Source organism: Kumtagia ephedrae (genome assembly GCF_003012745.1).
In the GTDB taxonomy this organism is placed as follows: Bacteria; Pseudomonadota; Alphaproteobacteria; order Rhizobiales; family Rhizobiaceae; genus Kumtagia; species Kumtagia ephedrae.
Window position 1 is genome coordinate 298405 of record NZ_PXYK01000003.1, and the last position, 13259, is coordinate 311663.

Annotated in this window: 13 protein-coding genes; 8 read left to right on the top strand and 5 right to left on the bottom strand. The window is 68.4% G+C overall.

Features of this window, described 5'->3' with window-relative positions; translation table 11 throughout:
* Nucleotides 1-76 precede the first annotated feature (76 nt).
* Nucleotides 77-1480: an FAD-binding oxidoreductase gene (locus tag C7I84_RS04655; RefSeq protein ID WP_106770963.1), complete on the top strand. Its 1404-nt coding sequence runs from the start codon at nucleotides 77-79 to the stop codon at nucleotides 1478-1480.
* 10 nt (nucleotides 1481-1490) lie between these two features.
* Here C7I84_RS04655 and C7I84_RS04660 read toward each other — a convergent pair whose 3' ends face one another.
* The 4 genes from C7I84_RS04660 to C7I84_RS04675 are packed head-to-tail and all read right to left on the bottom strand — an operon-like array spanning nucleotide 1491 to nucleotide 3469.
* Nucleotides 1491-1781 carry an addiction module antidote protein gene (locus C7I84_RS04660; RefSeq protein WP_106770964.1) on the bottom strand — a complete coding sequence of 97 codons (291 nt, stop codon included), beginning with the start codon at nucleotides 1779-1781 and terminating at the stop codon, nucleotides 1491-1493.
* Entirely contained in the window at nucleotides 1762-2079 is a 318-nt protein-coding gene (locus C7I84_RS04665) for a type II toxin-antitoxin system RelE/ParE family toxin (protein ID WP_106770965.1), read from the bottom strand. Before C7I84_RS04665 ends, C7I84_RS04660 begins: the two co-directional genes overlap by 20 nt.
* Before the next feature lie 48 nt (nucleotides 2080-2127).
* Nucleotides 2128-2829 carry a glycosyltransferase gene (locus C7I84_RS04670; protein WP_106770966.1) on the bottom strand — a complete coding sequence of 234 codons (702 nt, stop codon included), beginning with the start codon at nucleotides 2827-2829 and terminating at the stop codon, nucleotides 2128-2130.
* A gap of 22 nt (nucleotides 2830-2851) precedes the next feature.
* A complete protein-coding gene (locus tag C7I84_RS04675; protein WP_106771005.1) occupies nucleotides 2852-3469 on the bottom strand; it encodes a glycosyltransferase family 29 protein in 618 nt (205 codons plus the stop codon).
* Nucleotides 3470-3820: 351 nt separating this feature from the next.
* Between C7I84_RS04675 and C7I84_RS04680 the strand changes: the two genes are divergently transcribed.
* The 3 genes from C7I84_RS04680 (at nucleotide 3821) to C7I84_RS04690 (ending at nucleotide 9853) form a co-directional block, all read left to right on the top strand.
* Nucleotides 3821-7717 (top strand): AsmA-like C-terminal region-containing protein, encoded by a 3897-nt coding sequence (locus C7I84_RS04680; RefSeq protein WP_342587150.1) that lies wholly within the window; start codon nucleotides 3821-3823, stop codon nucleotides 7715-7717.
* A 112-nt stretch (nucleotides 7718-7829) separates the two neighbouring features.
* The gene (locus tag C7I84_RS04685) at nucleotides 7830-9011 is read left to right on the top strand and encodes a CaiB/BaiF CoA transferase family protein (protein ID WP_106770967.1); all 1182 of its coding nucleotides are present in this window, start codon (nucleotides 7830-7832) and stop codon (nucleotides 9009-9011) included.
* Complete coding sequence (locus tag C7I84_RS04690) at nucleotides 9008-9853, top strand: citryl-CoA lyase (RefSeq protein ID WP_106770968.1); 846 nt, start codon at nucleotides 9008-9010, stop codon at nucleotides 9851-9853. Before C7I84_RS04685 ends, C7I84_RS04690 begins: the two co-directional genes overlap by 4 nt.
* Before the next feature lie 94 nt (nucleotides 9854-9947).
* Here the strand turns inward: C7I84_RS04690 and C7I84_RS04695 are convergent, their stop codons facing one another.
* Entirely contained in the window at nucleotides 9948-10397 is a 450-nt protein-coding gene (locus C7I84_RS04695; RefSeq protein WP_245428313.1) for a cupin domain-containing protein, read from the bottom strand.
* A 221-nt stretch (nucleotides 10398-10618) separates the two neighbouring features.
* On the opposite strand from C7I84_RS04695, the gene C7I84_RS04700 reads away from it, so the two are divergent.
* From C7I84_RS04700 to C7I84_RS29500, 4 genes are all read left to right on the top strand, one after another.
* On the top strand, nucleotides 10619-11350 hold the full coding sequence (locus C7I84_RS04700) for a helix-turn-helix domain-containing protein (protein WP_106770969.1): 732 nt from the start codon (nucleotides 10619-10621) through the stop codon (nucleotides 11348-11350).
* Nucleotides 11351-11627: 277 nt separating this feature from the next.
* Nucleotides 11628-12002: a BRA0787 family protein gene (locus tag C7I84_RS04705; RefSeq protein ID WP_106770970.1), complete on the top strand. Its 375-nt coding sequence runs from the start codon at nucleotides 11628-11630 to the stop codon at nucleotides 12000-12002.
* Between the two features lie 170 nt (nucleotides 12003-12172).
* A complete protein-coding gene (locus tag C7I84_RS04710; protein ID WP_106771008.1) occupies nucleotides 12173-13072 on the top strand; it encodes a bifunctional methylenetetrahydrofolate dehydrogenase/methenyltetrahydrofolate cyclohydrolase in 900 nt (299 codons plus the stop codon).
* Between the two features lie 44 nt (nucleotides 13073-13116).
* Nucleotides 13117-13259 (top strand): formate--tetrahydrofolate ligase (locus C7I84_RS29500; RefSeq protein ID WP_120785110.1); only part of this gene is annotated, 143 nt, incomplete at its 3' end.

Here is a 13259-nt window from a genome sequence, read left to right on the forward strand (position 1 = left end):
GACAAGAGGCGGTTCTCGGCATAGGCGACCATAAGGGCCGGCGGAAGTGGCCGCTGGTCCATTCGCGGAGGAAACCATGGCTTTGCGCGACCTCAAACCCGTTGCCCGCAACGCGGAGGGGGCGGCGCTGGTCGCCGGCGTGCTCAAGCAGCGGTTCGGCGAGCGGTTCCAGACCGGCCAGGCGATCCGGGAGCAGCACGCGCACACGACCACCTACATTCCCGTCCAGGCGCCGGATGGCGTGGTCTTTCCCGAGACCGCGGAAGAGGTGCAGGAGGTGGTGAAGCTCTGCGCCCAGCACCGGGTGCCGGTGATCGCCTTCGGCACCGGCACCTCGCTGGAAGGGCATGTGAACGCGCCCGGCGGCGGCATCTCGCTCGATACCTCGCGCATGAACCGGGTGCTGGCCGTGCATGCGGAGGATCTCGACGTCGTGGTCGAGCCCGGCGTGACGCGCGAGGGCCTCAACACGCATCTGCGCGACACCGGCCTGTTCTTCCCGATCGACCCGGGTGCGAACGCCAGCCTCGGCGGCATGGCGGCGACGCGGGCGTCCGGCACCAACGCCGTGCGCTACGGCACCATGCGGGAAAACGTGCTGTCGCTGTCGGCCGTGCTCGCCGACGGCAGCCTGATTTCCACCGGCAAGCGGGCCAAGAAGAGCTCGGCCGGCTACGACCTGACGCGGCTGATCGTCGGCTCGGAAGGCACGCTCGGCATCATCACCGCGCTGACGCTGAAGCTCTACGGCATACCGCAGGCGATCGCCGGCGGGGTGTGCCCGTTCCCGAGCGTGGACGCCGCCTGCCAGGCGGTGATCGCCACCATCCAGATGGGCATCCCGGTGGCGCGTATCGAGCTGGTGAACGCGCTGCAGATGCGGGCGCTGAAGACCTATTCGAAGCTCGACTATCCGGAATCGCCCTGCCTGTTCCTGGAATTCCACGGCAGCGACAGCGGCGTGGCCGAGCAGTCGGAACTATTCGGCGAGATCGCCGCCGAGTATGGCGGCGGGCCGTTCCAGTGGACCAAGGTCGCTGAGGAGCGGGCGAGATTGTGGAAGGCGCGGCACGACGCCTACTGGGCGTCGATGACGCTGCGGCCGGGCGCCAAGGGCCTGTCGACGGATGTCTGCGTGCCGATCTCGCGGCTGGCCGAATGCATCGCCGAAACCGAAGCGGATATCGCCGAAATGAGCCTGATCGCGCCGATCGTCGGGCATGTCGGCGACGGCAATTTCCACGTCCTGGTGCTGATGGACCCCGACAGCCGCGCGGAGATCGAAAGCACGGAACGGTTCGTGGAGCGGCTCAACATGCGGGCGATCGCTATGGACGGCACCTGCACCGGCGAACATGGCATCGGCCAGGGCAAGATGGGTTTTATCGAGCACGAGCTCGGCCACGGGGTGGACGTCATGCGCGCGGTCAAGGCAGCGCTCGACCCGCTGGGAATTCTCAATCCGGGGAAGATTTTTTAGAGGCTGCCGATCAGGCAGCGTGACGCTTGCCTGTCAACTCGAAGCCTATCGCCTTCAGCACGGCCAGCGTGGTCGCAAGCGTCGGATTACCCTGCTCGCTGAGGGACTTGTAGAGCTGCTCCCGCGCCAGGCCGGTCTCGTTGGCGATTTTCGTCATGCCTTTCGCGCGCGCCACGACGCCCAGGGCACGCGCGATATATTGCGCATCTCCCGTCTCGAACGCATCGTTGAGGAAGACTTCGATGGCCTCGTCGGTCTTCAACGCATCTGCGGGATCGTAGTCATAGAATTTCTCTACCATTTCGGTTGTCCCATTCAGCGGCCAACTGCTTGGCAAGCCTGATATCGCGGTCCTGCGTGCTTTTGTCTCCACCACACAGCAGGAGGATGATCTCGGCACCCCGCTGCTGAAAATAAAGGCGATAGCCGGGACCGTAGTGAATTCGCAACTCGCTGATGCCTCCGCCGACCGGCGATACGTCGCCGGCCAAGCCATTGACGAGTCGGAAGAGGCGAGCCGCGATCGCGGCTTTCACCTTGGGATCCCTGAGACTGCGTTCCCATTTGCGGAACGTCTCGGTTTGCTTGATCACCGGCATGACGGTATGTAATTTAAAGATTACATACCGTCAACCACCCAGCATCCCTCAGATCGGCTTGAAGTCCGGCTCGATCTCGCGGGCGACGGCGCGCCACTCGTCGCCGTAGTCGACGTTCTGCCAGTCCTTGAACCAGGGGCCGCCATTGGTGAAGTGCACGGCGTTGGGCGTGCCGGCGGCGGGCTTGTCGTTCCAGCCCTCCAGCCAGTTCCAGCTCACCGGGATCTCGCCGATCTCGTCGTCGGCCGCCCACTGCATGCGGTGCAGGTAGGCGCCGCTCTCGCGGTTGATCAGCTCCGGCGTCAGCTGGCGGGTCGACGGATGGGCGCAGTTGAACAGCATGAAGGACGACCAGTTCTTGCGCGGATAGGTGGTCTGCACCTTGCCGTCCATCTTGACGCCTTCCTTCGGCCGGTAGTCGTGCTTGACGCAGGCAACCGCCTTGCTGTCGTCCCGGTATTGCAGCAGGTCGGCGACGTCGGCGAAGAACAGGAAGTCGCAGTCGCAGAACAGCGCCCAGCCCTCGTAGCCGGCCAGCCACGGCGTGAAGAAGCGCGAATAGGTGAATTCGGTGGAGGCGAGCGGATCGATCTCGCGCGTATAGGCTTTCTTCTCCACCAGCTCGTTCAGCACGATGGGGATGACCCGGACCGGGATGGAGGCGTGGTCGAGAATGGTGCGCTTCGCCACTTCATAGGCGATCGGCTCGCGTGAATCCCAGCCGATGTAGATGTCCAGAGATCTGCTCATAGTGTCCTCGACGTTTTGCTCGTCACTCTATCATTGTGAGAAGGCCCTGCCTGACCCTGTCCTCGACCCACTTGCGCTCGTCGGCCCAGGCATGCCGCTTCCAGCCTTCCCAGGAGAAGCCGCACAGGGAGATCGCCCATTCCGCGGCAGAAAAATGGCGCAGGGCGTAGAAAATACCGAAATAGCCGGTGCTCGGATAGACGCTGGCCATCTTGTCCTCCGGCAGGCCGAGCTCGCGGCAGCCGTCCATGTAGAAGGAGGCCGGGAAGACGATGCTGGCCTTGCCAATGCCGCCCAGCGCCATGATGGTGGCGAAGGTCCAGTCCTCGCGCCGGCCCTTCAGCCGCGACAGGAAGTTGGGTTTCGGGAAGTAGCGGTCGATGATGATCGGGTGATAGGCGAGAATGACCTGACCGGCGTTCCTGACAATGGCCGAGGCCAGGAAATCCGGGCTCTCCAGCCGCCGCTGCATCGGCTTGCCGGCATTGCACAGGAACAGGATGTCGGTCTTCACGCCCGACATGCCGATCGAGGCCTTCGGCTCGTTGAAGCGGACGACGAAATCCGCCGCGTCGATCTCGGCCGACATGTCGCGGCCGACCGGTCCGTTGCCGACGATGTAGAGGGTCTTGCGCGCCATCATCCGTCTCTGGTCCGGATGGCTTGGCCGCCTGCCGCGCCTGCCGTCCGGGTCCAAGCTGTCAACCGGCGCGAGGTTTCGCGCCGTCGCCGGGCGGGACTGGGGGAGGGCGGCCGATTCGCCGCTGTGCCTGGAGCACCGACGCGGCTGCTTATGACACGGCTTCGTGAAGGATGCACGCGCAACCTTGCGATGAGCCGCACAACCGGGCAAGCGAGGCGAATCGCCACTTTATCGACGGACGGATGCCTTTTAGATTCGTTTGTCCGTCGCAGGTTCCCGTCGCAAAACCGTGCGACACTTTTGCGGAACCTGCTTAGAGTGAGTATCCGCTCCCATGGATGAAAGGGCTTGATTCTGGCGCGGCTGTTCGTCTTCGTCGGTGGATTGATCGTTCTGGCGCTGACCACGGCGCTGGTCGCTCCCTATTTCATCGACTGGACCAGCTATCGCGCCGCCTTCGAGCGCGAGGCGAGCGCGGTCCTCGGCCGCAAGGTTACAGTCGAGGGCCCGGCGGAGGCGCGGCTGCTGCCGTTCCCCTCGGTGAGCTTCTCCGATGTCTCGGTGGGCGGCGGTTTGCGTGGCGAGCCGGCAATGACGGTCGAGACCTTCTCCATGGATGCCGAGCTCGCGCCGTTCCTGCGCGGCGAGTTCCTGATCTTCGACATGCGCATGGTGCGGCCGAGGGCGATCGTCGATATCGGCGAGGACGGCATGGTCGACTGGGCGGTGCGGCCGTCGAGCCCGATCCCGGCCTCGAAGATCGCCCTGGAGAAGCTGACGGTGACGGACGGCCGGGTGGAGATCCGCCACCGCCCGTCCGGGCGCACGCATGTCGTGTCCGGCATCGAAACGGAGCTGTCGGCGAAGTCGCTGGCCGGCCCGTGGCGGCTCGCCGGAACGCTGGCCTTCGACGGCGAGGCAGCCGCCGTCTCCGCGGCGACGGGCGTAGCCGATCCGGACGGGCGCCTGCGTCTCAGGGTCAAGCTGGCGCCCGCGCGGCAGCCGGTCTCGCTCGATGCCGATGGCGAGGTGGCGCTGAAGCCGGAGGGGCTCGTCTACTCCGGCGGCTTCCGGCTGACCGAGACGCCGGTCAAGCCGGCTGCGGCGGAAGGCGAGGCGCAGCCGGTCCGAAAGGCGGAGGCGCCGCGCTACCGCCTCAACGGCCAATTCATCCTGGACAGCCGCAAGCTGGACCTGGCGGCGTTCCGCTTCGAGAGCGGGCCGCTCGATCATCCCTATACGGCCGACGGCATGGCGAGCCTCGATTTCGGCGCCGAGCCGCGCTTTACCATCAAGGCGAGCGGGGCGCAGATGCGCATCGACGAAGCGCTCGGCGCCGACCAGGGTGCCAGCCTGTCGCTCGAGCAGCGGCTAAGGGCTTTCACGGCGGCGATGCTCGCCCTGCCGAAGCCGACGATCCCGGGCTCGATCTCCGTCGACCTGCCGGCGGTGGTGGCCGGCGACACGACGATCCGCGACGTGCGGCTGGCGGCGGAGCCGGCCGACGGCGGCTGGAGCATCAAGTCGGCCGCAGCCACGCTGCCCGGCCGCACCACGCTGGAGGCCGACGGATTCCTGCGCACCGAGGGTGAATTCGGCTTCGACGGCAATCTGCTGATCGCCGTTGCCCAGCCATCCGGCTTCGCCGCCTGGGTGGCCCGGGACATCGACGAGGCCATCCGCCGGCTGCCGGCCGCCGGCTTCAGCGCCAGGGTCGAGATGACCGAGCGGCGGCAGCTCTTCCGCGACCTGGAGCTGGCGCTCGGCAAGGCGCGCTTCCGCGGCGAGATCGACAGCCGTCAGCCCGTCGACCAGCGTCCGTCGATGCTGGTCCGGCTGGACGGCGATGCGCTCGATGTCGACGGGCTTTCGGCCTTCGCATCGCTCTTCGTCAGCGATGCCGGGCGGACCCGGTTCGGCGCGTCCGATCTCGACCTCCAGGTGAAGGCGGGACCGGTCGACATGGCCGGGCTTTCGGCGGAAACCGTCGACACGGCGCTGCGGCTGCGCGAGGGAAGACTGGAGATCGATCGCCTGTCCATCGGCGGGCTGGCGGGCGCATCGATCAGCGCGACCGGCATGATCGAGGGATTTCCGGAGAAGCCGGCGGGCAACGTCGATGCCTCGATCGTCTCGGTCGACCTTGCGCCGCTGGCCGGCCTGGTGGCCCGACGCTTTCCCGACAGCTTTCCGGCGCAGCAGCTCGAGCGCCGTGTCGCCGCCTATCCGGGCCTGCTGACGGACGCCCGCCTCGACATCGTGGCCAAGGCGCGGCAAGGCACGGATGGCCGGACCGCCGTGGAACTCGGGCTCGACGGCATCGCCGGCGGGTCGACGCTGTCGGCCAGCATATCCGGCGACGGCCAGGCCGACGCGATCCGGGATGCCGAGCTGTCGCTGTCGGCCTCGGCCGGCAATGGCGACGCCACCGCCCTGCTGGCGCTTGCGGGGCTGCCGGCGCTGCCGCTCGGCGTCACCGGCCCCGGCGAGCTGGCCGTGTCCGCCAGGGGCACGCTGGCGGGCGGGCTGGACAGCATCGCGACCCTGAAGGGCGACGCGTTCCTCGCGACTTTCGCCGGGACGTCGACCATGGAGGAAGACGGCTTCGCCGCCAAGGGAAAGGCCAATGTGGAGGCGGCCGACATCGAGCCGTGGCTGATGACCATGGGCCTGAGCCTGCCCGGCATGGGCTTGGGCACGGCCGTCCACTTCACCGCCAATGCCGATCTCGGCTCGGGCCTGCTCGTGCTCGACGGAGTCGACGGCGTCGTCAACGAGACTGCGGTCGCCGGCGACCTCAATGTCGGCTTGGAGGCGGACAGGCCGAGCCTCGACGGGGCGCTGGTGCTCGACGATCTGCCGCTGGAGCCGTTCGCGGCAATGGTCGTCGGCGGGGAGGCGCTGGCGAGCGTGAAGGGCCGGTGGGCCTCGGCGCCCTTCGGGCAGAAAACGGTGCTGCCCTTCACCGCGTCGCTGGATGTCTCCGCCGCGACGCTGACGGCCGGCTCGGCGGCGGCCTACGACACGACGCTGTCGCTCGGGCTCGACGACGACGGGCTGCGGGTCGCCGACCTGAAGGCGACCTATGCCGGCGGAGCGCTCGACGGCCGGTTCGAGCTGAAGAACAATGGCGGCACCGCCCTGTTCTCCGGGCAGTTCCGGCTCGATGGCGCCGAGCTGAGCGAGGCGGTGGCGGGCGGGCTTGCCGGAAAGGGCAATCTCTCGGCCACCGTGACCGGCAATGGCAAGTCGGTCGAAGCGCTGGTCGCGTCACTGTCCGGTTCGGGAACGGCATCGGCCAGGGGGCTTGCCATCCAGGGCATCGCCGACACGGCGCTGCCGGCGCTGCTGGCGCGCGCCGACGCGATCGGCCGCGACATCGACGCCGGCAAGGTCGCCGCCTTCGCCCCCGCGATCGTCGGCGCGGGCGCTTTCGCGGCGGGCGACGCCGATGCCGCCTTCACCATCGCCGCCGGCGTGCTGCGCACCCCGCCGGTGCTGCTCGGCAATCCGAGGGCGCGGATCACGGCCGAGCTGCGGAGCGACTTCAGCAGCGGCGAGGCCTCGGCCATCGGCAGCATCGCCTATGCGGCGGGCGAGGCGGCCCTGACCGGCTCGGAGCCGAGCCTGAACTTTTCCGCGCGGCGTCGGGCCGGGGTCACGGAGGCGAGCTTCGACAGCGGTCCGCTGGCGCAGTTCCTGACCCAGCGCGCCCTGGAGCGCGAGCAGGAGCGGGTGGAGGCGATGCAGGCCGCGCTGGTCGAGAAGCAGCGGCTGCGCCGCGAGGTCCGCTACTACGCCGCCCTGCAGGCCGAGCGCGAGCGGGTCGCCGCCGAGGCGCTGCGCAAGGCGGAGGAGGAGGCCCGCCAGCGCGCCGAAGCCGAAGCCCGCCGCAAGGCGCAAGAGGAAGAACGCCGCCGCCGCGCCGAAGAGGAGGCGCGGCAGGAGGCGGCAGAGGAGGCGAGGGCGGCCGAGCAGGCACGCCTGCGCGCCGAGGAAGAGGAATTCCGGCGCATCGTCGCCGAGGACGAGGCCCGCAGGGCGGCCGAGGCTCGGCGCGCCGCGGAAGAGGAGCGGCAGCGCGCCGCCACCCTCCGGCGCCAGGCGGACCAGGTGGCGCCCTTGCCCTCGGATCCCGGCGACGTGCCGCTGCCGGCACCGCGCCAGGACGTCCAGCCCCTCCGGCCGGCGCAACCGACGCCGCAGACCATCGAGGGCTTCATCGATTCACTGACGGGCGGGTAAGGGGGCTCGCCCGGCTCGTGCCTCGGGGGTGGATCGAAATTCAGGGGCGCGTCGCGAATGGCGATCAAAAACCGGCGCCGCCGCCAAGGATTACCGGATGACAGGAGGTGCAATGATCGACCTACTCTCCGGCGTCCGCGTGCTGGACCTCACCAACGTGCTGGCCGGGCCGTATTGCTGCTACCAGCTCGCCCTGCTCGGCGCCGACGTGATCAAGGTCGAGGCGCCGGCGGGCGGCGACCTGGCGCGGCAGCTCGGCGCCTCGCCGGAGCTCAACCGCGCCGGCATGGGCGCCTCCTTCCTCGCCCAGAACGCCGGAAAACGCTCGGTCGTGCTCGACCTCAAGAAGGAAGCCGAGCGCGAGCGTTTCCTCGACCTCGTCGCCACCGCCGACGCGCTGGTGGAAAATTTCCGGCCAGGCGTCATGCAGAGGCTCGGGCTCGGCTACGACGTGTTGAAGGGAGTGCAGCCGCGCCTGGTCTATTGCGCCATCTCCGGCTTCGGCCAGACCGGCCCTATGCGCGACAACCCGGCCTACGATCAGATCATCCAGGGGCTCTCCGGCATCATGAGCATCACCGGCACGCCGGAGGCCGCGCCGCTCAGGGTCGGCTATCCCGTCGCCGACACGGTCGGCGGGCTGGTCGGCGCCTTCGCCACCTGCGCCGCGCTGGTGCGGCAGAAGACCACCGGCGAAGGGGCCTTCCTCGACGTGTCTATGCTGGAGAGCGCGCTGTCGGCGCTGGGCTGGCCGGTATCGAACTATCTCACCGCCGATGTCGAGCCGACACCGATGGGCAACGAGAACATGACGGCGGCACCCTCCGGCACCTTCCGCACCGGCGACGGTCTGCTCAACATCGCCGCCAACAAGCAGGAGCAGTTCGTGACGCTGTGCGCATTGGCCGGCCGGCCGGAACTCGCCGCCGACCCGCGCTTCGCCGAACGGGAGACGCGCAAGAAGAACCGCACCGCGCTGAAGACCTTGCTCGAGGAAGCGCTGGCCGGCGATACGGCGGCGGCGTGGGAGCAAAAGCTCAATCGCGCCGGCGTGCCGGCGGGCCGCGTGCTCACCATCCCGCAGGTGCTCGACGAGGAGCAGGTGCGGCAGCGGCGCATGACGCGCAGCTTCGCCGGCGTCGCCGGCCGCGAAAAGCCGCTGACGGTGGTGCGCGGCGGCGTCATCGTCGACGGCCGGCCGCCGCTGCCCGAATCGCCGCCGCCGGTGCTCGGGGAGCATTCGGACGAGATTTTCGCGGCGACGCCGCGCCGCGCCCGAAAGGCCGCCTCATGAGCACGGACGACAAGAAGACCGGCCGCGCCCGCGGCGAGGAATGGTGGACGACGAAGATCATCGAGATGAAGCCGGGCATGATCCGCCTGCGCGGCTATGCCATCGAGGAGCTGATCGGCCGCGTCAGCTTTCCCGCCATGATCTGGCTGATGCTGCGCGGCGAGCTGCCGAGCGAGGAGCAGGCCGACCTGCTCGGCATCGCCCTGTCGGCGGCGGTCGACCACGGGCCGCAGGCGCCGTCGATCGCGATCGCCCGCATGGCCATGACCTGCGGCGTCGGCATCAACAGCGCCATGGCATCGGCCGTCAACGTGCTGGGCGACGTGCATGGCGGCGCCGGCGAGCAGGCGCTGGCATTCTTCGGCGACATCGCCGCGGCCATGGATGCCGGGCACGCGCTGGAAGCCGCGGCGGCCGCTCGGCTCGATCGCTTCTTCGCCGAGGCGGAAGGCTACGTTCCCGGCCTCGGCCACCGCTTCCACCCGGTCGACCCGCGTGCCCCCAGGCTGTTGGCCGTGACGCGCGATTTCGCCGGCCGCGGCGTCGTGCCCGGCCGCTTCGCCGACATCGCGGAAGCGGTGGAGGCCGGGGTCGAGCGGCGCAAGGGCAAGAAAATCCCGCTCAACATCGATGGCGCCACCGCCGTCATCTACGGCGAGCTCGGCTTCCCGCCGCCGCTGACGCGCGGCCTGTTCGTGCTGTCGCGCTCCGTCGGCATCTTGGCGCATGCCTGGGAGCAGTCGCAGCAGGGCGAGCGCAACAAGGGCCCGCTGCCGCGCGAATGGCTGTGGGCCTATGCCGGCGAGCCGGCGCGAGATCTGCCGAAGGCGGAGGACGAGTAGCGGCGTCCACACAAGTCGGCAGCGGAGTTTCGGTGGGCAGAAACATCTTCGCCGGCCGGTGAAGGGTGCTTGCAGAAAGCTCGATACTTTGGCGCTAGTCCCGCACCACAGTGTGCGGCGAGCCCTTCTCGACCTGGTCGATCACCAGCAGCCTCAGCGGCTCGGCGCCGGTGTTGGTGCCCTGATGCCACTGGCCGATCATCTCGACGATGAAGTCGCCGGTCTTGTAGTCGGTGCCCTGGCCGGTCTCGACATTGGTGACGCGAAGGTTTCCGGCGAGCACGTAGGCATAGCGGGCGAAAGGATGCTTGTGCACCGCCAAGGTGGCGCCCGGCGCGATTTCGTAGATCCACGCCAGCACCTGCACATCCTTGCCCGGCAGGGTTATCGGCTGGCCGGTCGCCGTGACCTCGGCCGAGGCGAGCGGCGTGACGATTGCTGGCGGCGCCTTTTCCGTCGCGTCGAAGGCGCGGGCGGCGGCGGCCTGCAAAAGCAGCGCCGCAAGGCCGGCGCATCCGAAAACTCCCGCACGCATCCCGACCATGCCTTCCCCCCGACGCATCCCGACGAGACCGACTTTGCGGCCGGCGGGCCGGCGTGGCAAGCCTCACTCGCCCGATATCGCACGGGCCAGGGCACTTGCGCGGCGTGCGGGTCCGGCGGTCCGACATGCCTGCCGGTGGCTTGGCATCGCAAGCCATATTTTGGTGGACTTGAACAGCAGGATACGTATCTTCACCTGTGGTGAAATCGGGAGAGGTAGTCATGGCGGGCGGGGGGCAAGGGGCCAATAAGGACAACGGCCAGCAGACAGCGGCGGCCGCGGCCGCGGGAACCAGGATTCCGCTCGCGCCGCCACAACGGCAGACGACGCTGCATCAGGATCCGCACGCCATCCGCGACACGCGCGAAAAGGTGCTGGAGGTGGCGATCGGCCACGAGGTGCGGGCCTTCCGCAAGAAGCTCGGCATCACCGTCGCCGACCTCGCCGCCACCACCAACATCTCGCTCGGCATGCTGTCGAAGATCGAGAACGGCATCACCTCGCCGTCGCTGACGACGCTGCAGGCGCTGTCGCGCGCCCTCGGCGTGCCGCTCACCGCCTTCTTCCGCCGCTTCGAGGAGGAGCGCAACGCCGTGTTCGTGAAGGCCGGCGAAGGCGTCGACGTCGAGCGGCGCGGCACCCGCGCCGGCCACCAGTACAATCTGCTCGGCTATATCGGCTCCAACACCGCGGGCGTGCTGGTGGAGCCCTACCTGATCACGCTTACCGAAAACTCCGACGTCTTCCCGACCTTCCAGCATGACGGCATGGAGTTCCTCTACATGCTGGAGGGCGAGGTCGTGTACCGTCACGGCGCCAACCTCTACCGGATGCTGCCCGGCGACAGCCTGTTCTTCGACGCCGACGCGCCGCACGGCCCGGACGAACTGACCAGGCTGCCGATCCGCTATCTGTCGATCATCTCCTACCGCAAGGGCAGCGGCAGCGAATAACCCGCCCCATTCCCGTCCGGCATCCGGACGGCTTATGCGGGCGCGGTGCGGCGGCACCGGGTAAGGCGGCGACGACTTCCCCCTTCCGGCCCGTTCCCGCCATGTCACGCCTGCGTGATAGAAACCTTCTATCAGCCGACCGGGATGGCGCATTGACGTCTCCCGTCATTGCTGTAGCTTGGCTATGCCTTGAACTGTGTGAAAGTATTTTTCTTGTGGTTCAATCGGGCGGACGCGCGCCGGGCGCAAATGTCCGTCCGTCGATGGGGAGGAATCGATGTCGAAAATCCTGCCGGGGCTTCATCTTGGCCACGCCCCGATCGCGCTGCACCACGCCTTCCATGAGACGATGGAAGCGCTGGAAACGTGGGCGCCGGGCGAGCCGGAACCGCCGGTTTTCGTCGACGGCCGCCGTTTTGCCGCGACCGCGGTTCTGGCCGGGATGATCGACTGCACGGACCTCGTCCCGCTCAGGACCCGCGATGTCCTGCAGGTCCTGGCACGGTCGATGCCAAGCGGCCCGACGGTCGAGAGCGGCGACACCTATGGCCGCTGGGCCGCGCTCCTGCTGTCCGATTGCGCCCGGCGGAAGACCGCGGAGCCGTGCCTGCCGAGCGCCGCGGCCGATGCCTGCGCCAGCGGCGCCCTCTAGACAGGCGGCGTTCGAAGCCGGGCCTTAGACATATTCATTGCAGGATCTTTCGTGACCGACAGCTACGATCGCAGCGACCTGGAGCCACAATCGCCGGAAGAGGCGGATCGGCGGACGGCATGGGCGGCGAGCGCCGCCGACAGCCGTGGCCGGCGGACGGGGAGGCGCGCATGGCTGCGGTGATCGACGGCAAGGCGGTCGCGGAGGATGTGGTCGGGCGGGTGAAGGTGCTTGCGGCGGAGCTGCGGGCCGGGACCGGCATCGTGCCGGGCCTGGCGGTGGTCATCGTCGGCGCGGATCCGGCCAGCCAGGTCTATGTCGCCTCCAAGGGCAAGAAGGCCAAGGAGTGCGGTTTCCACTCGGTGCAGCACACGCTGCCGGCCGACACGGCTGAGGCCGAGCTGGTCGCGCTCGTCGAGACGCTCAACGCCGATCCGGCCATCCACGGCATTCTTGTGCAACTGCCGCTGCCGGAGCATATCGACAGCGGCCGCATCATCCAGACGATCTCGCCGGACAAGGACGTCGACGGCTTTCATTTCGTCAATGTCGGAAAGCTCGGCACCGGCGAGCTCGCCACCGCCTTCGTGCCGTGCACGCCGGCCGGCTCCATGCTTTTGATCGAGCGGCTGCGCGGCAGGGATCTGTCCGGGCTGAATGCCGTGGTGGTCGGCCGCTCCAACATCGTCGGCAAGCCGATGGCCAATCTGCTGCTCGCCGCCAACGCCACCGTGACCATCGCCCACAGCCGCACCAAAAACCTGGCCGAGATCTGCCGGAGCGCCGACATTCTTGTCGCGGCGGTTGGCAGGCCGGAGATGGTCCGCGGCGACTGGGTGAAGCAGGGTGCCACCGTGATCGACGTCGGCATCAACCGCGTCGCAGCACCCGAGAAGGGCGAGGGCAAGACGCGGCTGGTGGGCGACGTCGCCTATGGCGAGGCGGCGGAGAGGGCCGGCGCCATCACCCCGGTGCCGGGCGGGGTCGGGCCGATGACGATCGCGCTGCTGATGGCCAACACGCTGGTCTCGGCCAGCCTCGCCGCCGGACGGCCGAGGCCGGCGTTCTGATCCAAATCCTCCACTTCGAACCAACCGTTTTCCAGGGGAGCCCCATGGCCGATTTCAAGACCGACATCGCGATAGCACGTGCTGCCAAGAAGCTGCCGATCCAGGAGATCGGCGCCCGGATCGGCATTCCATCCGAGCATCTGCTGCCCTACGGCCACGACAAGGCAAAAGTGTCGGCCGAGTTCAT